General features: G+C 63.9%; 23 protein-coding genes. 9 read left to right on the top strand and 14 right to left on the bottom strand.

Translation table 11 applies throughout. The features are described from left to right. Positions 1-41 precede the first annotated feature (41 nt). Positions 42-455: a DoxX family protein gene (locus ACREXZ_RS28730; RefSeq protein WP_431767528.1), complete on the top strand. Its 414-nt coding sequence runs from the start codon at positions 42-44 to the stop codon at positions 453-455. Next, positions 452-1,675, top strand: a complete 1,224-nt coding sequence (locus tag ACREXZ_RS28725; protein WP_431767527.1) for a CynX/NimT family MFS transporter — start codon at positions 452-454, stop codon at positions 1,673-1,675. Before ACREXZ_RS28730 ends, ACREXZ_RS28725 begins: the two co-directional genes overlap by 4 nt. Positions 1,676-1,769: 94 nt before the next feature. On the opposite strand, the gene ACREXZ_RS28720 is transcribed toward ACREXZ_RS28725, so the two are convergent. The 6 genes from ACREXZ_RS28720 to ACREXZ_RS28695 form a co-directional block, all read right to left on the bottom strand. Next, positions 1,770-2,729, bottom strand: a complete 960-nt coding sequence (locus tag ACREXZ_RS28720; RefSeq protein WP_431767526.1) for an alpha/beta hydrolase — start codon at positions 2,727-2,729, stop codon at positions 1,770-1,772. Between the two features lie 93 nt (positions 2,730-2,822). Continuing rightward, positions 2,823-3,986 carry a porin gene (locus ACREXZ_RS28715; protein WP_431767525.1) on the bottom strand — a complete coding sequence of 388 codons (1,164 nt, stop codon included), beginning with the start codon at positions 3,984-3,986 and terminating at the stop codon, positions 2,823-2,825. A 53-nt stretch (positions 3,987-4,039) separates the two neighbouring features. Further along, positions 4,040-5,350, bottom strand: a complete 1,311-nt coding sequence (locus ACREXZ_RS28710) for an MFS transporter (RefSeq protein WP_431767524.1) — start codon at positions 5,348-5,350, stop codon at positions 4,040-4,042. Positions 5,351-5,528: 178 nt separating this feature from the next. Further along, the gene (locus tag ACREXZ_RS28705) at positions 5,529-6,320 is read right to left on the bottom strand and encodes an enoyl-CoA hydratase/isomerase family protein (protein WP_431767523.1); all 792 of its coding nucleotides are present in this window, start codon (positions 6,318-6,320) and stop codon (positions 5,529-5,531) included. Continuing rightward, positions 6,317-7,537 carry a CaiB/BaiF CoA transferase family protein gene (locus ACREXZ_RS28700; RefSeq protein WP_431767522.1) on the bottom strand — a complete coding sequence of 407 codons (1,221 nt, stop codon included), beginning with the start codon at positions 7,535-7,537 and terminating at the stop codon, positions 6,317-6,319. Before ACREXZ_RS28700 ends, ACREXZ_RS28705 begins: the two co-directional genes overlap by 4 nt. A gap of 80 nt (positions 7,538-7,617) precedes the next feature. Further along, on the bottom strand, positions 7,618-8,400 hold the full coding sequence (locus ACREXZ_RS28695) for a crotonase/enoyl-CoA hydratase family protein (RefSeq protein ID WP_431767521.1): 783 nt from the start codon (positions 8,398-8,400) through the stop codon (positions 7,618-7,620). A 152-nt stretch (positions 8,401-8,552) separates the two neighbouring features. Between ACREXZ_RS28695 and ACREXZ_RS28690 the strand changes: the two genes are divergently transcribed. The 5 genes from ACREXZ_RS28690 to ACREXZ_RS28670 all read left to right on the top strand — a co-directional run bounded on the left by ACREXZ_RS28690 (position 8,553) and on the right by ACREXZ_RS28670 (position 12,287). Continuing rightward, positions 8,553-9,311, top strand: a complete 759-nt coding sequence (locus ACREXZ_RS28690) for an IclR family transcriptional regulator (RefSeq protein WP_431767520.1) — start codon at positions 8,553-8,555, stop codon at positions 9,309-9,311. Between the two features lie 70 nt (positions 9,312-9,381). Then, on the top strand, positions 9,382-9,594 hold the full coding sequence (locus tag ACREXZ_RS28685) for a hypothetical protein (protein WP_431767519.1): 213 nt from the start codon (positions 9,382-9,384) through the stop codon (positions 9,592-9,594). Positions 9,595-9,732: 138 nt separating this feature from the next. After that, on the top strand, positions 9,733-10,263 hold the full coding sequence (locus tag ACREXZ_RS28680) for an energy transducer TonB family protein (RefSeq protein WP_431767518.1): 531 nt from the start codon (positions 9,733-9,735) through the stop codon (positions 10,261-10,263). 338 nt (positions 10,264-10,601) lie between these two features. Then, on the top strand, positions 10,602-11,918 hold the full coding sequence (locus ACREXZ_RS28675) for an MFS transporter (protein WP_431767517.1): 1,317 nt from the start codon (positions 10,602-10,604) through the stop codon (positions 11,916-11,918). Positions 11,919-12,107: 189 nt separating this feature from the next. Beyond that, positions 12,108-12,287, top strand: coding sequence for a hypothetical protein (locus ACREXZ_RS28670; protein ID WP_431767516.1), 180 nt, complete (start codon positions 12,108-12,110; stop codon positions 12,285-12,287). Positions 12,288-12,747: 460 nt separating this feature from the next. On the opposite strand, the gene waaC is transcribed toward ACREXZ_RS28670, so the two are convergent. Beyond that, positions 12,748-13,767 (bottom strand): lipopolysaccharide heptosyltransferase I, encoded by a 1,020-nt coding sequence (gene waaC, locus ACREXZ_RS28665; protein WP_431767515.1) that lies wholly within the window; start codon positions 13,765-13,767, stop codon positions 12,748-12,750. Between the two features lie 212 nt (positions 13,768-13,979). On the opposite strand from waaC, the gene ACREXZ_RS28660 reads away from it, so the two are divergent. After that, positions 13,980-15,374 (top strand): chloride channel protein, encoded by a 1,395-nt coding sequence (locus ACREXZ_RS28660; protein WP_431767514.1) that lies wholly within the window; start codon positions 13,980-13,982, stop codon positions 15,372-15,374. A 179-nt stretch (positions 15,375-15,553) separates the two neighbouring features. Here the strand turns inward: ACREXZ_RS28660 and ACREXZ_RS28655 are convergent, their stop codons facing one another. From ACREXZ_RS28655 to map, 6 genes are all read right to left on the bottom strand, one after another. After that, complete coding sequence (locus ACREXZ_RS28655) at positions 15,554-15,865, bottom strand: YXWGXW repeat-containing protein (RefSeq protein WP_431767513.1); 312 nt, start codon at positions 15,863-15,865, stop codon at positions 15,554-15,556. A 276-nt stretch (positions 15,866-16,141) separates the two neighbouring features. Further along, positions 16,142-16,396 (bottom strand): cell division topological specificity factor MinE, encoded by a 255-nt coding sequence (gene minE / locus ACREXZ_RS28650; RefSeq protein WP_431767512.1) that lies wholly within the window; start codon positions 16,394-16,396, stop codon positions 16,142-16,144. A 13-nt stretch (positions 16,397-16,409) separates the two neighbouring features. Then, the gene (gene minD / locus ACREXZ_RS28645) at positions 16,410-17,225 is read right to left on the bottom strand and encodes a septum site-determining protein MinD (RefSeq protein WP_431767511.1); all 816 of its coding nucleotides are present in this window, start codon (positions 17,223-17,225) and stop codon (positions 16,410-16,412) included. A 70-nt stretch (positions 17,226-17,295) separates the two neighbouring features. After that, positions 17,296-18,078, bottom strand: coding sequence for a septum site-determining protein MinC (gene minC, locus ACREXZ_RS28640; protein WP_431767510.1), 783 nt, complete (start codon positions 18,076-18,078; stop codon positions 17,296-17,298). A gap of 123 nt (positions 18,079-18,201) precedes the next feature. Then, entirely contained in the window at positions 18,202-18,741 is a 540-nt protein-coding gene (locus ACREXZ_RS28635; RefSeq protein ID WP_431767509.1) for a GNAT family N-acetyltransferase, read from the bottom strand. Between the two features lie 169 nt (positions 18,742-18,910). Then, entirely contained in the window at positions 18,911-19,696 is a 786-nt protein-coding gene (map, locus tag ACREXZ_RS28630; RefSeq protein WP_431767508.1) for a type I methionyl aminopeptidase, read from the bottom strand. 386 nt (positions 19,697-20,082) lie between these two features. Between map and ACREXZ_RS28625 the strand changes: the two genes are divergently transcribed. Beyond that, positions 20,083-20,640, top strand: coding sequence for an N-acetyltransferase family protein (locus ACREXZ_RS28625; RefSeq protein ID WP_431767507.1), 558 nt, complete (start codon positions 20,083-20,085; stop codon positions 20,638-20,640). Positions 20,641-20,658: 18 nt separating this feature from the next. Here the strand turns inward: ACREXZ_RS28625 and ACREXZ_RS28620 are convergent, their stop codons facing one another. After that, entirely contained in the window at positions 20,659-20,883 is a 225-nt protein-coding gene (locus tag ACREXZ_RS28620) for a hypothetical protein (RefSeq protein ID WP_431767506.1), read from the bottom strand. Between the last annotated feature and the right edge of the window lie 214 nt (positions 20,884-21,097).

The raw sequence follows: 21,097 nt of genomic DNA, 5'->3' as shown, positions 1-21,097 counted from the left end.
CTTCCCTGCCACACGACGAAACGCCACCGCCCAAGGAACCCATGAACCGCAATACGCTTACGACGTTGCTCTGCGCGCCCTTCACCGCACTACTCGCGCGCATCCTGCTGACCGCGCCGTTCTGGATCAACGGCCTCACGAAGGCGTTCGATTTTTCTGGCGGCGTCGCGGAGATGGAGCACCTCGGGTTTGCGCCCGGCGCCGTCTACAGCCTGCTGACCATCGTGCTGCATCTCGGGGCCTCCGCGCTCATCGTCGTGCAACGCTGGACCTGGGCCGCCGCGGGCGCGCTCGGCGTATTCACGTTGCTCACCATCGGGCTCGTCCATCGATTTTGGGTGTTCGACGGCTTGCGGCACACGATCGCGCTCTACACCGCCGAAGAACACATCGGGATGATCGGCGGATTGATCGTGGTGTCGATCCTCGCCGCGCGCGATCGCTGGAGCACATGACGAACGCGCCCGATACCCGTCTCGCTGGCACCGTGAGCATGCCGCAGCAAACGCCATGGTGGGCGATCTCGAACGTGCTGTTTGCGGGGATCGCTGCGGCGCTTCATGTCGGCAAGGCCTCGATTGCAATGCCGCAGTTGCAGCACGAGTTCGGCCGTTCGCTCGCATCGTTGAGCTGGGTGATGTCCGCGTTTCCGCTCATCGGCGTGTTCGGCGGCATCGCGGCGGGCGCACTGGTGCAGCGCTGGGGCGACCGGCGGCTACTCGGTGTCGGGCTCGTCATCATCGCGGCGGCAAGCGCGGCTGGCTCGCTGATGCACGACTTCGCGTGGCTGATCGGCAGCCGGTTCGTTGAAGGGCTCGGCTTCCTGATTGTCGTCGTCGCGGCGCCTGCGGTACTCAATCGTGTGGCTCGACCCGGCACGCACCACGTCGTGTTCGGTGTCTGGAGCACCTTCATGGCGATCGGCATGTCGCTGTCGCTGCTGTTCGGTCCGTTGCTCGGGGGCTGGCGATCCAGCTGGCTCGTCAGTGCCGCGCTGGCGTTGCTCGCTGCAGCGCTGCTGCCGCTGACCGTTCCGCGAGCACAGTTGCCGCGCCATGCCCGGCCGTCGCGGAGCAGCATGTTGCACGCGCTTCGCGATCTGCTGCGTCGTGCGCCACCCGTGCTGCTCGCGCTCGCGTTCGCCACCTACACGCTGCAGTTCTCCGCGCTGACGACCTTCCTGCCGATCTTCCTGATCCAGCGGATGGGGATGCCGGTCGGCACCGCGGGTGTCCTCAGCGCGGCGATCGTTGCGGTGAATATCGTCGGGAATGTTTCGGCCGGGCCGCTGCTGTCGCGCGGAGTACGGCCCGCGATGCTGCTGGCCTGCGCCAGTCTCGCGATGGGTATCGCCGGCGCGGGCGTGTTCCAGTCCGCGATCCCGGACGACGTTGCGGTACTGCTGTGCTTCGCGTTCTCCGCGATCGGCGGGATGCTGCCGGCCGCGATCCTCACCTGCACGCCGCTCGCATCGCGTGAGCCCGCGCTCGCACCGTTGGGCCTCGGGCTGGTGATGCAGGGCAACTATCTGGGCCAGGTGCTGGGGCCGGTCGTCGTGAGCATGGTCGTGGCGTCAATGGGCTGGTCTGCTGCCGCGCTGCCTGTGCTGGTTGCAGCCGTGCTCGGCGCGGTGCTGGGGGGATTCGTCAAGCTGGAGCGAAGCGTCGCTCGTTAGTGAATTTCGACGCGTGTCGGTGTGTTCACCGTGATGCAGTGCGGCGCGGGAAATGTCTTCGCGACAGCGAGCCTGGCGGTGCATCGACTGGCACTCATCGCTCGAGAAACGCCTCGAGTGCGCGAAAGCTCACTTCGCGCGCGGCAGTGGCGACCCGCGCGGTCGGATGATAGTCGAACCCGTGAACGGCCCCAGGATAGACATGACACTCGACCGGTATCCCTGCGAGAGCGAGACGTCGCGCATAGTCGAGATCTTCGTCGACGAACAGATCCAGCGTCCCGACGCACATGAAGGCCGGAGGCAGTCCGCCGGGATCGGACGCGCGTGCGGCAGCGGCATAGGGCGACACGTCGTGCGTACCGACCGTCTCGCCAAGCAGAGACGACCACCCGAAGACATTGCTCTGCCTCGTCCACACGAACTCCCCCGCAAAGGGATGGGGCGCCGGGTCCATGCAGGTACGGTCATCGAGCATGGGATACATCAGATGCTGGAACGCCAGCGAGAATTCCCGCCGATCGCGCGCAAGGAGGCACAGGCATGCGGCCAGTCCCCCTCCCGCACTCTCGCCCATGACGCCCACTTTTCGCGTATCGATCGAGAGTTCGTCCGCATGGCGGAATATCCATGACAGCACCGCGTAGCAGTCTTCGAGATTGCCGGGAAAGCGGGTCTCGGGTGCAAGGCGATAGTCGACTGACACCAGCACGCAGCCCAGGGCCGCAACGGTGCTGCGATGGCGGGCGTCGCCTGTTATCGCAGCGCCTCTGACAAACCCGCCGCCATGGATATGGAGAACGCATCCAGCCAGCGTGTCGATCCCCGAAGGCCGATAGAGTCGAAACTCGACGTCCGGCGAACCGGCCATGCCTTTCGCGTATTGCACGGACACTTCCACGTCGGCCGCGCCAGCGATCTCGCGGCATGGATACGCGACCGCCCGCGATGCCCGGAATGCGGTCAGGGTCTCCGCCGTCACCGACACGGTCGGCGACGCATCGAGAAGATCCAGCAGTTCTTTATCGACGAGGTGGCGGGTTCGGCTGGTCATGTATTGGCTCCGGTTGTCTGGACAGGCTTGCGCAGCCTGGTCGATCTCACGCGACGAATAGTCTGTACCGTCGAATCGAAATACGGTCGTCGATCAGAATTTATGCCTGACTCCGATCGACGCCGCCGTGGTCGACACACCCGGCTCGACGGGCTGTCCATACGCGATCGGCTGGTTCATCGCCCCTTTGTTGTTGACGTGGCCAACCTGCACATAAAGCTCCGTTCGTCTGGAAAGAAAATATTCGCCGCCAACTGAAATCGCGGTCGAACTGCCGGCATACGGCGTCGCATCGTTCCGGCTCCGGAGGTAGTAGAGGCCGCTGGTCAGTCTGAATGCGGACGAGAACGCGTAGCCGAGTCCCGCGGAATAGAGGTCGTAGTTCGCCCGTGTCGCGTTGGCCGGGTTCTTGCCGTTGGCGTAAGACGCCGACACCGACACGCCCCGAAGCGTGTAGCGGGCACCGACATAGACAAGCCTGTTGTTTGCAACACCGGTAGCCGGCGCGGGATTCACACCCGGCACGACGCCATAGGTGGCCGGATAGGGGTTGGTGTCGTGTCCGTTGTAGTAGACGGCCGCGGCAGTCAGACCGTAGCCCTCATACTTCAGCACTGCCGATTCACGCGTACCGCCCTGAAAGTGACCGTCGACGCCACCGGGCGCGTACTCGGCCGTGAACGACAGGCCCCGATAAGACACCGACTGATACACAAGCGCATTGTCATCGTAGACCGCCCCGATCGCAGCATTCGTATTGGTACCGGGCCAGCCCGCGGCCTGGTTCATGCCGATCAGCGCGGTAAAAATGCTGCCAAAATAGTCCGCACCGCGCACGTCGGTGACTTCCATCGCGCGGATCAGCGGAACGATCTGGCGGCCCGCGGTCAGCGTGCCGAATGGACCCGACACACCAACGGCCGCGATCTGGTTGAAGATCGCTGTTTGCCCGGGTGTCGAACTCAGGCCGAACTTGCCCGAACTGCTGAGAAATACGCCCTGCAACTGGAAGAGCGCGCGATAGCCGCCACCCAGATCCTCCACGCCCTTGAGCCCCCAGTTGCTCGAATAGAGACCCGCATCCTGGAAGCGAAAAATCTTTCCGGTGCCGTGCGCGTTCGTCGCGAGTGTCGCGGCCGACGTGTTCTGATAAAGCAGACCGGCATCGAAAGCGCCATACAGCGTCACCGACGATTGCGCACAGGCCGTGCCGGCGAACAGCGTCAGCGATAGCGCTGCGATCGCATTGATCTTCATGTTGTCCCCTCGTTTTTTTGTTGTATGCGTGGTCGGCGCGCAAGCGCGCCTCGTCAGTTGCCGGACGCGGAACTGCGGTGCGTCAGGTACACCGCGACGCTGCCCAGAGCGAGCAGCCATGCATTGGCGTGCAGACCTGCCTGCATCGATCCGGTGACGGTGTTCAGCAAGCCGATCAGATAAGGACTGGCAAAGCCCCCCAGTGCGCCGACCGTGGTGATCGTGGCCACGGTCACCGCCATTGCGCGCCGCGGCAGCAGCAAACCGGGCAACGCCCAGAACGTCGGCAGCGCGGCGGCCAATGCCGCCAGCGCCACGCAGATCGCCGATACCGACGTGACGGTGCTGGTGCTCGACGCCAGCGCGAACATCGCAACGGCACCGACGACCATCGACGCGACGCAATACGTCCGCCATGCACCCTTGCGGTCCGCGCGGCGCCCAGCCCACAGCATCGCAACGATCCCGCACAGGAACGGGAATGCCGAGAGCCCGCCGATCTGCACAGCGTCGTGCGATCCGACGCGACGCAGCAGCGAGGGCAGCCAGAACACGAGCGCGTAGCCCGCCGATGCAATCGCGAAGTTGCCCGCACACAGCAACCACAACGCCGGGTGCGACAGCAATCCCTTCTCGCCATGTCCGTCGGCATGGGCCGGTGCGGCAACGGCCTGGTCCGCGCGAATCCGCGCCTTCTCCGCATCCGACAGCCAGCGCGCATCGGCTGGCGCATCGTCCAGGTAGAAATACGCGACGACACCCATCGCGCAACTCGGCAGACCTTCGGCGAGAAACAGCCACTGCCAGCCGCTCAACCTCCAGACGCCGTCGAGATGCGCGAGAATCGCGCCCGACACCGGTGCAGCGATCAAACCGGCGGCGTACATCGCGGTCATGAACACGGCGAATGCCTTTGCGCGCCGCGCGGGCGGATACCACGTGCCGAGATAGAACATCACGCCCGGAAAGAAGCCGGCCTCGAACACACCAAGCAGGAAGCGGCAGACATAGAATTCGACTGGACTGCGCACGAACAGCATCGCAGCCGAACCCAGCCCCCACAGCACCATGATTCGCGACAGCGTCAACCGCGCGCCGATCCGTGCGAGCAGCAGGTTGCCCGGAATCTCGAACACCATGTAGCCGATGAAGAAAATGCCGGCGCCAAATCCGTACACCGCGTCCGAAAAACGCAGTTCCCCCGCCATCTGCAGATGCGCGAAACCCACGTTGATACGATCGATAAACGACAACGTGTAGCAGATCATCAGAAACGGCAGCAGGCGCCTCGAGATCTTTCGATACATCTGGTCTTGCAGGTCCGCATCGAAATCCGCGGCGTGCTCTGGAGCGATTGAATTCATGTCGCGCTCCAGTGAGAATCGCGCGTCTTATCGCACGTGTGTGCGACGCCGGAGGCATGCGTGATACAGACCGCTCGCGGCGGCGGGTTCGTTTCCATCGTGCTGTCTCCTGTGGGTCCAGGTCTTTGCCCTGCTCCACTTCTTCGAGCGATGCGGGCGATGCGGTCGAGCCGCGGGACTATCTGCCGCGAAACACCGGCTTGCGCTTCTCCAGAAACGCGCGTGCGCCTTCGATGCGATCTTCGCTGGCGTACACGTCTGGCACGACGTCCAGCCGCAGTGCGGCCGAAACGGGCAACCCCCAGCTGCGCATCGCGGTTTCCTTGATGCGGCGGATCGACAGCGGTGCGTTGTCGGCGATCGTTCTGCACAGCATGCGAACGGCGTCGTCGAGTTCGGCCAGCGGCACGACGCGATTCAACAGTCCGAGACGCTGCGCTTCCGACGCATCGAAGCGGCGGCCCGTAAACAGCAGCTCCATCGCAACCGCGCGCGGTAACAGGCGCGGAAGCAGCACGCTCGCGAAATTCGCGCCCATCCCGACACGCGCCTCGCTCTGGCTGAACCACGCGGTTTCGGCGGCGATCCTCAAGTCGCATGCCAGTGCGATCTCGCAACCGCCCCCGGCCGCCGGGCCGTTGATCGCCGCGACCGTGGGTTTGCGCAGCTCGAAGATCAACTCGTGCAGGTTGCGCGACACGCTGCGCATCGGCTGTATGCCGCGCAACGCCGGATCGCTCAGGTCGATGCCGCCGCAGAAGATCCGGTCGCCCGCACCGCGAATCACGATGACCCGCACGTCGGGATCGTCGTCGGCTACGGTGAGCGCTTCGGCGAGGCACCGCATCGTGTCGAGAGACAGCGTGTTCGCCGCGTGCGGACGGTTGATCGTCAGCCAGACGACACCGTCGTCGTCGTGTCGAAGTACCGGTGGTCCCGGCGGTGAGGATGGCTCGCGCGAATCGCTCATGACGTTGCCCCTTTCATCCGCGCACGCTCGTCGCACACGACGCCGGCACGCCGCAAGCGGTCGAGTTGCCCGTCATTGAAGCCGAGTTCCGTCAGCACCTCGCGGGTATCGGCGGAAAACGCTTTGGGCGCGCTGCGCAGCGCGCCAGGGGTGCGGGATAGTCGTACCGGGATGCCCGTTCCCGTGTAGGCGTCTGTGTTGACGTACATCGCGTTCTGCGCGGCCTGCGGGTGGGCGAATGCGTCGGCGATCGAATTGACCGGACCCGTAGCCACTCCCACGTGCAGCAGACGCTCGACCACGTCGTCTGCGTACATATCAGCGGTCAGGCTGCCGATCAATCCATCGAGCGCCTCGCGATTGGCAACGCGCAACTGGTTGGTCAGGAAGCGATCGTCGCGCGCGAGCTCGGGAACGCCCAACGCCTCGACCATGCGGGCAAACGAACCGTTGTTGCCCGCGCCGCTCATGATCGCCTTGTCCTTGCACTGGTAGAGCCCGTACGGCGCAATCGCGGCATAGACATTGCCGGTCGCCTCGGGCACGACGCCGGTCGCCATCCAGGTGGTGCTGATCGGATGCAGCATCGACAGCGCTGTGCTGAACAGATTGACATCGACATGCTGTCCGAGGCCCGAACGCGATCGTTCGAAGAGCGCGAACATGATGCTCGCAACTGCATACTGTGCAGCCGCGAAGTCGACCACGGGAAACGGCACTTTCAACGGTTCGCTGCCGGGTTCGCCGTTCACCGACATGAATCCCGCCAGCGCCTGCGCGACAGCGTCGTACCCGGGAAACCGTGCGAGCGACCCGCTCGTGCCGTAGCCCGAGATCGAGCAATGAACGAGCTGCGGAAACCGCTCGCGCAGACTCGCTTCATAGCCGATGCCCCAGCGTTCGAGCGTGCCGACCTTGAAGTTGTCGACCATGACGTCGGCCGTTTCGAGCAGACGAAACAGGATGTCGCGACCGGCGTCACACGACAGATCGAGCGAGATGTTGCGCTTGTTCCGATTAAGGCCCCAGTAATAGCTGGCGATGCCTTCGCGCATAAGTGGCCCCCAGTCGCGGGTCTCGTCGCCTTGCGGCGGTTCGATCTTGATGACGTCGGCGCCGTGATCGGCGAGCGTCTGCGCGCAGAATGGGCCCGCGTAGACGCGGCTTAGATCCACCACGCGCAAACCGGCGAGCGCGCCCTCGTGACTGATGGTCATGATCGTGTAGTCTCCATGCGAAAATTCAAAGTGATCGACATGCGCTCTTCGTACGGGCAACGCGATATCGGTACGGCCTTTCAGCGATGCGATGCGAGCAACACGGCCATTGCGTCGCGATGCTCGGTCGTGTGATGAGCGAGCGCCTGAAGCGCAGCGGACATCTCGAGCGCGGACTCCAGGCGCATGTGCTGCGCTTCGCGCATCAGCTTCTTGGTCAAACGCAGCGCGGTACCTGGGTTGTTTGCAATGCGTCCGGCCAGTTCGTTCGCGTGAGCAAGCAGATCGGCGGCGGGTACGACGCGCGACACGAGTCCATGCTGCAAGGCTGTTTGTGCATCGATGGAGGAACCGGTAAACAACATCTCCGATGCAACCGAGATCCCGACGATCCTCGGCAACAGCCATGCGCCGCCATCCCCAGGCACGATGCCGAGCCGGACAAAACTCTCTGCGAACGTCGCGGACTCGGCTGCGATGCGTAGATCGCACATGCAGGCGAGATCCATTCCCGCGCCGATGGCCGCGCCGTTGACCGCCGCGATCACGGGCACTTCGAGGTGATAGAGCGCGAGGGGAATGCGCTGGATGCCGGTGCGATAGCGGTCGCGAATCTCTAACGGCGAACATGCTTCCGTATCGGCCAGCGCGCGCATCGCCTTGATGTTGCCGCCCGACGAAAAGGTGTTGCCCTCTCCGGTGAGGATCACTGCCCGCACCGATATATCGCCGGCGATGCGTGCACAGTTTTCGGTGAAATCCTCGATCGCATCGTGGTCGGAAATCGCATTGCGCGTTTCCGGCCGGCTCATTTTCAACGTGACGACAGCCCCCTGTCGCTCCCAGGTCAGAAACGCTCCCATCCTGTCTCCCTTGCCGTTCTTTGTGCAGTGATGCGGTGTCGAACCAGTATCGCTACCGCTGCTGCAAGCGGTAAAATTCCGTTCCACATATGTGGAAACCGCGAAGGAAGATAAAGCGACCGGGCCTCGCGCGATGAACACAGGAGAAGCCGATGAGCGGGGCAATCGTCAAAAGTGCGGCGCGGGTGTTCGAGGTACTGGAACTCTTCGGCGAGCTGCAGCGTCCGCTCAGCGTGCGGGAAATAGCGGCACGCCATCGCTATCCCGGTTCGAGTGCAGCGGCGCTGCTCACCAGCATGAGAGCGCTCGGCTACCTCGCATACGATCAGCCCACGCGCACTTACGCGCCGACGGCAAAACTGGTCAATCTGGGCGACGCGATCGTCGATTCGGCGGTCAGCGGACAACGCGATCTGCGCGAACTCGCGAGCCGCCTCGCGGCAAAGACTCATGAAGGTGTCGTCGTCGCGGTACAGAGCGATCTCTATGTCCAGTACATCGACGCCACGTCCGGCTCTCAAGTGAACCAGTTCTACGTACCGATCGGCACGCGACGGGAAATCTGCATGTCCGGTCTCGGCTGGGCGTTGCTCAGCATCCAGCCGGACAACACGATCCGCAGGCTGGTCTCGCGCAGCATCAAGAGATTCGGAATCAGCGGGCGGACGGTCGACGTGGACGTCGTGCTCGAGCAGGTCGAATGGACCCGCGAAAACGGCTACTCCTGGTCCGCCCACACCGTCCAGAGGGGCGCTGCGATGATTTCGATGGTGATCCCCGACGGGTGGAGAGGAGCGCCGGCTGCAATAGGCGTGGGGGGCCCGGTCGACAGGATCAGCGCGCATCGCGATTCCATCGTCACCGCGATGCGCAGGCAGTTACGCGAACTGCGCATGCCGGACGTTCGCTGACCCGGCTCACTACCTAGGTATAAACCCTGATATCGAGGTATCATGTCGACCCTCAAGGGAAGATATGCCAATGCCTCATCGTTATCAGCTACTCGAAAAGATCGCGTTTTCGCTGGTCGTCCTCTCCGCCCTGGTCTGCTCCACCTTTATCGCCTACGAAAGCTCGCCCGGATTCCGGGACGGCCTCGAAGAAGGAAAGCAGTTGATCGCCAGGAGCGGCCAGTATTCGTACGCGTGCACGACGGTGCCGAGCGACCCCTGCACGCAGTTGTCTCTCCAGTAAGTCCTCACTCGCGTCGCCGGCATTGCGCCCGGGGGGCACAACGCCGACGCGCATGCGGTAGTCCGGATTTCAACGCAGTGCCAAAGCGGCGTGTTTCGACTAGCATTCGAAACACCCCTGCCCGCATGCGCCGCTGCGATGTCCACGCGTTCCCTCTTCTGCCTCTTACGCATCCGCACTTCGATCGGCTCGCGCCATCGGAGCCGTAAGCCAATCGCAGCGCTGACCGCCGCGCTTGTCGCGGCAACGCTAGCGGCCTGCACGTTCACACCGCCGCAACGCCCACTGATCATTCCCCCCGCGGCAATCAATAGCGCGGCACTCGACCAGTACCGCAGCGCGGTCGCGCGCCGCATCCTCGATCGCAACCCATCCTATGTGCTGGTCGGCACTCCGCAGGCGATGCTGCGCTCGCTCGTCGTCGTCGCGTTCACCGTGGACCGGAGCGGTCGCGTGGTCGCCTCTTCGGTCTACCGGACCAACGGCGACGACGAAGCCGAAAGCACCGCGCTCGCGTCGCTGCGTCGCGCGGCACCGCTGCCGCAACCGCCCGCGCGACTGCTGAACGGCCGCGGCCAGATCGAGCTGATGGACGACTGGCTCTTCAACGACAACGGCAAGTTCCAGCTGCGCGAGTTCGCCTCGCCGCAGGCCGACACGATCGACTGACCCGCCGCGCTTGCTGCACCGCATCGACGCTCGCTATAATTTTTCGATCCTTCGCCGGCCCGCCGGCATCGTTCGCGGCGCGCGTCATCCATGCGCGCCGCGCACGCGACAACGGCATCGCCGCGCCATCCGCTCGCTCGCCGCTCTCTTCCCGAAATGCCCTTGGGCCAGGACAAAACCCGACGACCCGCAGGTCGCGCGCCGCACCCCGACGGATGTAAGCTGTCGGGCCAACGCGGCAACACGACTCACGAAACGCGTGCCGGCGCCCTCCGCCACACGCAGAACATAAGACGCCACCCATCGCGAGGCGGCGTCACGACAACTGGAGACTTTGCATGTCCACTTCGCCGATTTCCACCGCGCAGCCAGGCCAGCCCGAAACGGCCGGGCAGAACAGCACAGCGCGGGTCATCTTCGCGAGCTTCATCGGCACCGCGATCGAGTTCTACGACTTCTATGTGTACGCGACCGCGGCCGCGCTCGTCATCGGGCCGGTGTTCTTCCCGCATGGATCGGCCACCGCGCAGGCGCTGTCGGCGTTCGTCACGTTCGGTATCGCGTTCGTCGCGCGGCCGATCGGTTCGTTCCTGTTCGGCCATTTCGGCGACCGTATCGGCCGCAAGTCGACGCTCGTCGCATCGCTGCTGGTGATGGGTGTGTCGACCACGCTGATCGGCTTCGTGCCCGGCTACGACGCGATCGGCAGCCTCGCGCCGATCCTGCTGTGCGTGCTGCGTTTCGGCCAGGGCATCGGCCTCGGCGGCGAATGGGGCGGCGCCGCGCTGCTCGCCACCGAGAACGCGCCGGCCGGCAAACGCGGCTGGTTCGGGATGTTCCCGCAACTGGGTCCGTCGGTCGGTTTTCTCGCGGCGAACGGGCTGTTCTTCGGGCTCGCGCTGTCGCTGTCGGACGAGCAGTTCCGCAGCTGGGGATGGCGCGTGCCGTTCCTCGTCAGCGCAGTGCTGGTCGCGCTCGGCCTCTACGTGCGATTGAAGATCGCGGAAACGCCGGCGTTTCGCGCGGCGATCGAGCGCAAGGAACGCGTGCGCGTGCCGGTCGCAACGCTGCTGTCGCAGCATGGCCGCGCGACGCTGCTCGGCGCGCTCGCGATGGTCGTCTGCTACACGCTGTTCTATATCTCGACGGTGTTCTCGCTGTCGTACGGTGTGTCGGCGCTGCATATCACGCGGCAGAGCTTCCTCGGGCTGCTGTGCATCGCGGTGCTGTTCATGGCAATCGCGACGCCGATTTCTGCGTGGGCCAGTGACCGCTTCGGCCGCAAGCCGGTGCTGATCGTCGGTATCGTCGCGGCGATCCTGTCGGGCTTCGCGATGGAGCCGCTGCTCGGCAGCGGGTCGATGCCGCTCGTGCTGCTGTTCCTCGTGATCGAACTGTTCCTGATGGGCGTCACGTTCGCGCCGATGGGCGCGCTGTTGCCCGAACTGTTCCCGACCAACGTGCGCTACACGGGTGCGGGCGTCGCGTACAACCTGGGCGGGATTCTCGGGGCTTCCGTGGCACCGTACATCGCGCAGGTGCTGGCCGCGCACGGCGGACTGACGTGGGTGGGCGGCTACGTGTCGGTAGCGGCACTCGTCAGCCTGATCGGCGTGCTGTGCATGCGCGAAACGCGCGACGCCAATCTGATGTGACACAACGACTCCGCAGCGCGGCCTGCGGATAAACGGCCGCGCTGCGGATAGCCGTGGACAGAAAGCTTAACGAAGGAATCCGAACGACGCGACCCTGCGGATTTTCCCCGCCTTGCGCGGCTTTTTGGCGTGTCTATACTTGAGTAAAGCGCTCGAAGAAAAACCCGACACCCGAAGCCGGAGGCCGTCATGAGCATCTATCTCCACAATGCAGACATCGTCATGATCATCGCGCTCGCGTTGATCGGTTCGCTGCTTCTGGCCGTGCGCTTCAAGCCGGCCACATGGAAAGGCATCGTCGTCGAGGCGCTTGCGGCAAACATGGCCGCAATCGTCGCCGTCATCGCGTTCGAAATGATGCTCGCGTAATCGCGAACCACAAACCGCGATGCGCGGCGTCACGTGCAGGCGCACGCGACGCCCCGTCGGTCATCGGTAGTACCCGCCGTGGCGGTAGTAACCACCCCCGCCGTAGTAGCCGCCCCCACCGTAGTAGTAGCCCGGCGCCGGTACGACCACGCACCCTCCCAGCGCTGCAGCCAGCAGTGCGCCCGCAATCAAGGTCAGCGTCAAGCGTTTCACATCGTTCTCCCAATCGTGTCTGTGTTATTCGATCGATCTCGCGATCTCGAACACTTCCGATTGAACACGACGTGATGCCGCGCGAACGTTGCAATTTGTAAGCGAACTCGCGGCCCGCGTTACACGAAACGCATCGCACGGGCCTCCCGGCACACTTGCGCTGATGATCAGCGACAGTTTTAACAACCGTGTAATGGTTGGTGAGGGTTCGCGGGGGTCGCCGCGAGGAGAAAAGCGCGGAGAAAAATCAGGCCGCGGCGGCCGATGTGGACATGGACGATGCCGGCGCGGCAACCGGCAACGTGTGAACGTGATCGATGGCCTGCAGCGTTTCTTCGATACCCGGCACCCGCTGACCGTCGCCGACGGACACCGAACGGAACGGCACGTGATTGCCGAAGTGATCCGCCGACGTCGCGATGAAGATCATCACCGTGCGCTTCTGCAACGCATGCGCGAGATGCACGAAGCCGGTATCGACGCCGACCACCAGCGTGCTGTCCTGAATCAGGCGCGCGATGCCGGTCAGCGTCATCTTCGGCAGCAAGGTGGCGGACGGCACCTGCGCGACGATCGCCGACGCTTCGCTGTGCTCGGCAGACGAACCCCACGGCAACGCGACGCGATAGCCACGGCGGAGCAGATCCTGCGCGACCGCGACCCAGTGCAACGTGGGCCACTTCTTGTCGTCTTTCGACGCGCCGTGGAACAGGATCGCGAGCGGCGCACCGTCGGCCGGAGCACTCGCGTTCGCATCCGGCAGACAAGGGATCTCAAGGTTGTAGACCGCGGGCTCTTCGAGCGGATAGCCGAGCGCGAGACTCACGGTCTCGCGCATGCCATACCACGCATTGACTTCGCGACGCGGCTTGAAGCGGCCGGTGTATGCGAAGGCCGCGCCGCGCTCGCCGAGGTCTTTCGACTGGTAGCCGAGCCGCCGCGAGGAACGGGTGAGAAAGGAGATGATCGCGCTCTTGTAGACGCCGTGAATGTCGAGCACGACGTCGTAGCGTTCCGCGCGCAGTTCGGCGACCGATGCCCAGATCGCCTTGAAGGCTGCCCAGCTGCGTGCTTTCTTGAAGCCACGCAGCGGCGCGCACAGCACCCGATCGATGCCGGGGTTCCAGCGGGCGATTTCCGCAAACGCTTCGTCAGCCGCCCAGTCGACCTGCACGCCGGGGAACGCGCGCTTCAGGTCGGCCACGACCGGTTGGGCCTGGATAACGTCGCCCATCGAGGTGACCTTGACGATAAGAATTCGCTTCATGGTGTCCGTTACCGTAATCGGTCGCAGCCGCAATTTTAGCCGACGATGCGCCTGATTCGCAGGATAAGCGACAAACGACGGCTCGCGAAGCCTGCAATCAGGTTACTGGAGGTTACGCCGGACGCCTAGGGTCTTCGGTTTCAACTCGCTTTCAAAGGCTTTTACGCACATCGCGCCGTTATACTTGCGGCTTTTACGTCCGCAGATCTTTCATGTTTCGGGCCCTGCCTGTCCTGTCTTCCAGCGTTGCAAGACGTGCACGGCGCCTGTGGCGCCAATACGGCGTCTTCTGGCTCGGCGCGATCGCCGTCGGCCTCGTTGCGGTGCTGTACGCCAACCTGATCGACTGGGGTTACCGCACGTTCCTGTCGCTCCAGCATCGCCACGCATGGCTCCCGCTGCTGCTAACGCCAGCGATGGCCGCGGCCGCGGCCTGGCTCACGCGGCGCTTCTTTCGCGGCTCCGAGGGCAGCGGCATCCCGCAGGTCATCGCGACGCTGCACGCGGCGAAACCCGGCGAATCGGGGGCGCGTCTGCTGTCCTTCAAGATTCTCGTGGGCAAGATCGCCGTGTCGTTCCTCGGCATTCTCGGCGGCTTCACGATCGGCCGCGAAGGACCGACCGTGCAGGTCGGCGCCGCGCTGATGTTCAACCTGCGCCGCCTGTATCCGCGCTCGAATGCGCTGATCGAACGCCAGCTCGTGCTCGCGGGTGCGGCAGCCGGTCTGTCGGCCGCGTTCAACACACCGCTGGCCGGTATCGTGTTCGCGATCGAAGAGCTCACGCGCAGCTTCGAAGCGCGCGCGAGCGGCGTGCTGATCACCGCGATCATCATCGCCGGCGTGATCGCGCTCGGGCTCAACGGCAACTACACGTACTTCGGCACGATCGAGATCGGCGCGCATTTTCCGGATCTGCTGGCGCTCGCCGTCGTGCTGACCGCGGTCGTGACCGGCATCGCGGGCGGCGTCTTCTGCTGGCTGCTGCTCAACACCGCGCGCTGGATTCCCGCACCGCTTCGACAACTGCATAGCGAGCGCCCGGTCGCATTCGCGGCGCTGTGCGGCTTCATCATCGCGGTGGTCGGGCTCGTGTCGGGCGGCACGACCTTCGGCAGCGGCTACGCGGAAGCACGCGGGCTGCTCGACGGAAAGGAGCAGTTGTCCTTCGCCTATCCGTTCCTGAAGATGATCTCGATGGTGGGATCGTATTTGCCCGGCATTCCAGGCGGCATCTTCGCGCCGTCGCTATCGATCGGCGCGGGCTTCGGCAATCTGCTGCATACGGTTTTCAGCGGCATGCAGTTGCAGATGCTGATCGCACTCGCGATGGTCGGCTATCTCGCGGCCGTCACGCAATCGCCGATCACGTCGTTCGTGATCGTGATGGAAATGATCAACGGGCACGCGCTGGTGATTTCGCTGATGGCGACCGCGCTGGTGTCGAGCCGCGTGTCGCGTCTGTTCGCTCCGCCGCTGTACGAATCGCTTGCGGAACGCTACCGGGCGCCGTTGCCGCAGCCGGCGCCCGTGCCCGTCCCCGAAGTGCCCGAGGCATTGATCGACGACGAGCCCGAAGCGACGTCGCAGGACACGCCGCGTCAATAGATGACGACAGGCGCCGGACGGTAGTACCCCGGCCGCGCGGGCACCACGATGCAACCGGCGAGCGTCAGCGCCAGCAGCGCGGCTGCGAGCAGTCTTGTTTTCATTGCATGCTCCTTGAAGGCGGCGCGCCGGATGGCCGCCGCCAGGTCGTTGCAGTCAAGCTACGGCAAGCCGTGCGGTCAGACCCAATGGCCGCCTACCCAACGCCAGCCGCCCGGGCGCGCTGCCCAGTGCCCCGGCATCCAGTGATAGCCAACCCGCTCGGCCTGCCAGTGACCCGCGTCCCACACGTAATGGCCACGATCCCAGCGCCAGTGGCCGCGATCCCACACGTAGCCGACCCGCGCTGCGGGCACCACTTCGTAGCGCACCGGCGGCGGCGCGGACGGCGCGACGACGATCACTTCAGCCGATGCCGACGACACGACCGCACTCACACCCGCGACGATAAAAGCCGCATTCACCAGCACCGTACGCAAAGACCTGTTCATGAGATTCCCCTCTGGAAAAGACACCGTTGACGGCGTTATCCGATCAATGCGCGAGGGGGTGCGAACGCTGACATCCGCGGTGTAACGGCGCGGGCTGAAGTGCAACGGCGTATTTCACGCGTAACGGAACGGAGCGTGGGAAGGGAGAAAGCGAAGAAAGCGGAGGGAGGAAAGGAGGGGTCGCTGCCGTTCGCCGCACAACACGTCGCTCGCGAAAGCGACACACCATACAGCGAACCAGCAGACGACAAACAACAAAACCACGACAGACAGCGATCAGGCCTGCGGAATCTCGATCTTGACTTCGAGCACTTCGAGGTCGTCCTGACGCTCGAGGCTCACACGGATATCGTCGTCGGAGATCTTCACGTACTTCGAAATCACCGCGACGAGTTCGCGTTGCAACGCCGGCAGATAATCGGCGGGCGCCTTGCCGCCGCCGCGCTCGTGCGCGATGATCAACTGCAGGCGTTCCTTCGCTACCGACGCGGATTTTTTCTTCTCGCCCAGCAAAAACGAAAGAATCGACATAAGGTGCGCCCCCTTACTTGGTGCCGAAGAGGCGCTGCAACAGGCCCGGCTTCTGGTAATCGGTGAAACGAAGCGTCTTCTCTTCGCCGAGGAAACGCGACACGATGTCCTTGTAGGCTTCGGCGACGTCGGTGCCTTCGAGATGCACCGCGGGCAGGCCCTGGTTCGACGCGTGCAGCACTGCTTCCGATTCCGGCACCACGCCGATCAGTTCGATGCGCAGGATTTCCTGGATGTCGGTCAGCGACAGCATCTCGCCTTCGCTGACGCGCTTCGGGTTGTAGCGCGTGATCAGCAGGTGTTCCTTGATCGGCTCCTTGCCTTCGATCGCGCGCTTCGTCTTCGACGACAGAATGCCGAGAATGCGGTCGGAGTCGCGCACCGACGACACTTCCGGGTTCGTCACGACCAGCGCCTCGTCCGCATAGTGCATCGCGAGCAGCGCACCCGACTCGATACCGGCCGGCGAATCGCAGACGATGTATTCGAAGTCCATCGCGAGCAGATCGTTGATGACCTTCTCGACGCCTTCCTGCGTCAGTGCATCCTTATCGCGCGTTTGCGACGCGGGCAGGACGAACAGGTTCTCGCACTTCTTGTCCTTGATCAGCGCCTGGTTCAGGTTCGCTTCGCCATGGATCACGTTGATCAGGTCGTACACGACGCGGCGCTCGCAGCCCATGATGAGGTCGAGATTGCGCAGGCCCACGTCGAAATCGATCACGGCCGTCTTGTGGCCGCGCAACGCGAGGCCCGATGCGAAACTCGCGCTCGTGGTCGTCTTGCCCACGCCACCCTTGCCCGAAGTCACCACAATGATTTTTGCCATTTAGCCTTACCTTGTGTTCGTCAATTTCTTCAAATAAGCGCTGCGGCAGCCGGTTTTCGCGGCATGTCCATCAGGTGAGCCGTAACGGCTCGATCAGCAGTTTTTCTTCGTCGAGCCAGATCTGTACCGCCTTGCCGTGCACGTCCGGAGGCAACGGGGTTTCAGTCGTACGGTAGATGCCCGCGATCGAAATGAGTTCCGCCTCGAGACACGTGCAGAAGATCCGCGCGTCGTGATTGCCGTGCACGCCGGCCAGCGCGCGACCGCGCAACGGCGCGTAGATGTGGATGTTGCCTTCCGCGATCACTTCGGCACCGTAGCTCACGATGCCGAGCACGACGAGATCGCCTTTCGCGTAGATCCGCTGACCGGAGCGCAACGGCTTGTCGACGACCAGCGTCTGCGACGACGGGCCGAGCGGGACGGGTTCGGCGGGCACGGTGTCGGGGACGCTGGCTGCGGCTACGGCCGGCAGTTCCGCGAGTGCTGGAGAGGCTTCCGGGGCTTCATCCGCACCTTGCTTGCCTGTACCGCGCCGGTCGCGTGCTTCGAGCAGCGGCAGGCCGGCTTCCGTCACCCATCGATGCTGCTCGGGAAGCGCGACGACGCCCACCGGACGCATCCGCACGCTGTCGAGCAATTGCGCGACCTCCGCGAGCGGCAGACGCTCGTCGGCGGCGAGGCGCCGTACGTCGATGGCCACGACGTCGTTGGCGAAAAACTCCGGTGTTGCCTCGAAGCGCCGGTTCAGCTCGGTGCGCATCGCGTCGAGGTCGGTTGTCTTCACGACGAACAGAAGCGTGTCGACAGCGCCGCTGCGTAGTTCGAAAAAGGGCGATTTCTTGGGCGACATAGCGTTCGACGAAAAATTTTGCGTATTTTACAGGCGTCCACGCATGCGGCCAGTTTTTTCGAAACCGCGTGGCGACACCGCAAATACGGACGGCGAACGACCGGGGCCGCGCTTATACACTCTTCAAGCGCCCGACTGCGCGGATGCGGCCGCGGGCCTGACGTGGTGCACGAGCAGCGTCTCGCCCTGTTCCGGCGCGCGTTCGATGCGCCGATGCTCGCCGGTCGGCCCGAAGCCGAGTGCTTCGTAAAAGCGCATCGCGTTACGGTTCGCGTCCGCGATCCACGCATAGATTTCGTGCGCGCCGCCGCTTGCGAGCCACGCGCTCGCGGTATCGACGAGCAGCACGCCGCCGCGCAGATGACGCACCGCAGGCGCGACCCATAATTCGCAGACGAATGCGCGACGCGCGGCGGAGCCATCGCAATACGCGCCGATCAATCCGGCCGGATGACCTTCGGTGTAGAGAATGAACGAGGCTTCGGTGGGGGCTACCGCATGGCGGGTGGCGGTTTCGTCGAATGTGGAGGCATCGACGGAAAGAGCGTCTTCTAGCGTATCGCCGAACGCATAGGGAGCCTCGCGCAACGATGCGGTACGGAGTTCTCGCAGGACTGCGCCTTGATCGGCAGCGATACGGCGAACGGTCAGAGACGGACTCATGCAGACGAAAACCTCTTTTGAAAACCTCTTTTGAAAACCTCTTTTGATGCATCGGCATAGCTTTAACCGAACCGCTTCGCGAGTCAAATCCTTATTTTCACGATAAGCGGCCAGTCAGGGAGCCGCACAGCACGGCTTCTGCCTGTGCTGCGCGCTGTCTGTCCGTCTGTCAGGGTGCTTCGTACGAACCGGTGCCGTCCGGCCAGGGCGTCAACAACTCGTAGCCGTCGTCGGTTACCGCGACCATGTGCTCCCATTGCGCGGACAGGGAGCGGTCTTTCGTGACGACGGTCCAGCCGTCGCGCAGCACCATCGTGCCCGCGCGCCCCGCGTTGACCATCGGCTCGATCGTGAAGACCATGCCCGGCCGCAGCTTCACGCCCTGCCCCGGCTGGCCGTAGTGCAGCACCTGCGGCTCTTCGTGATAGACCTTGCCGATACCGTGCCCGCAGTAGTCGCGGACGATCGAAAAGCCCGCCCGTTGCGCGACCTGCTGGATCGCGTGGCCAACGTCGCCGAGCGTCGCATCGGGCTTCACCTGGCGAATCCCCGCGAGCATCGCCTCATACGTCGTGTCGATCAGTTCGCGTCCCACGGTGCTCGGCTTGCCGACGCAGTACATGCGGCTCGTGTCGCCAAAGTAGCCGTCGCGGATCACCGCGACGTCGATATTGACGATGTCGCCGTCCTTCAGGACCTCGTTGCGGCTCGGAATGCCGTGACACACCACCTGGTTCACCGAAATACAGACCGTCTTCGGGAAGCCCAGGTAGCCCACGTTCGCGGGAATCGCCTTCTGCGTATTGACGATGTAGTCGTTGCAGATCGCATCCAGTTCGCCGGTGGACACGCCGTCCTTGACGTGCTCGCCGATCATCGCGAGCACGTCGGCGGCAAGACGGCCCGCGATGCGCAGGCCCGCGATATCGGCGGGAGTTTTGTAGGTGATGGCCATGATGAAACTGAAACGGAATCGGTGAATGCGCAGCGAAATCCCGCGACGGTCCGCGCGCCTGTTGCGCGCGTATGCCGAACGGTCTCGGGACGCCGCCCTAGGTTGTCGATGGAACTATTGTACAGAGGATGGCCGGAAAGCCGCCCGGAGGCGGGCCGCACGGGATTCGGCGAGTGCGGCGGCGTCAGCGGCGCGTGGATGTGCGCTTCGCTGTGTTGCCGGTCGCTGCGCACTGCGACAGCGCCCAGCCGAACTGGCGTGTCGATCTGACACGCCTGCATTTTCCTTATGCATCGCATAAACGGACAAAGATTAATTCGCGAAAGATTCCGGCGCAAAATGACGGTTTGTTCGTTCGACTCTCCGACCTGCGCAGCACAAACTACATGTCTTCTGCCCCGCTCACGAAACCCGTCGTCGCGATCCGCGACGCACTCGATACCGACGTCGACGCGATCCGCGCGATCTACGCACACCACGTGCTGCACAACCTCGCGACGTTCGAAGAAGTCCCGCCTTCCATCGACGAGATGCGTCGCCGCATGCACGCGATCGTCGAACAGGGTCTGCCGTATCTGGTCGCGTCGATCGACGGACAGGTGGCCGGATACTGCTATGCGAGCCCGTATCGACCGCGCAGCGCGTACCGCTATTCGATCGAGGATTCGGTGTATCTCGATCCGCAATGGCACGGGCAAGGGGTCGGCCGGGCGCTGCTCGTCGCGTTGATCGAGCGCTGCGAGCGCGGGCCGTGGCGGCAGATGATCGCCGTGGTCGCCGACAGCGGCAGTGCCGCTTCGATCACGCTGCACGAGCGGCTTGGCTTTCGTCGCGTGGGAACGCTGACGGCAGCGGGACTGAAATTCGGCCGCTGGGTCGACACCGAGCTGATGCAGCGTCCGCTCGGCGCGGGCGCCGGTGCGCTGCCGGAAGATGCTTCCTGACGAAGTGCGGGGGAATCGTTATTGCGCTGTACGTGCCGCGCCGGCGTCCTGACATGCGTCGGCCGGCTGACCATGCGTGAGACAAAACCGTGCGAAATCCTCGGCACGATGCGCGCGCTCGACACGTGCCTGTTCCAGTGTCACGTCGGCGATCGGACCGCCTTCGCCCTGGACTTTCGCGAACGAGGTAAGCGGCGCGAGCAGCATCGCGCCTAACAGCAAAGAACCGATTGCGTGATTCATCGTCGTCTCCTTATATCTTGCTTTTGATTCAGAATTCAGTGGGTAGCAAGCCATTAATGGTTTGCCACCAAGCCGGTTGGCAGCCGTGGCGCAGCTTGTGTCTCCTTATATCTTGCTTTTGATTCAGAATTCAGTGGGTAGCAAGCCATTAATGGTTTGCCACCAAGCCGGTTGGCAGCCGTGGCGCAGCTTGTGTCTCCTGCGAGTTTCAAGC

The organism is Paraburkholderia sp., from assembly GCF_050742655.1.
Lineage (GTDB): Bacteria > Pseudomonadota > Gammaproteobacteria > Burkholderiales > Burkholderiaceae > Paraburkholderia.
The sequence above is the reverse complement of the archived record's forward strand: the minus strand, read 5'-3'. Positions and strand labels throughout refer to the sequence as shown.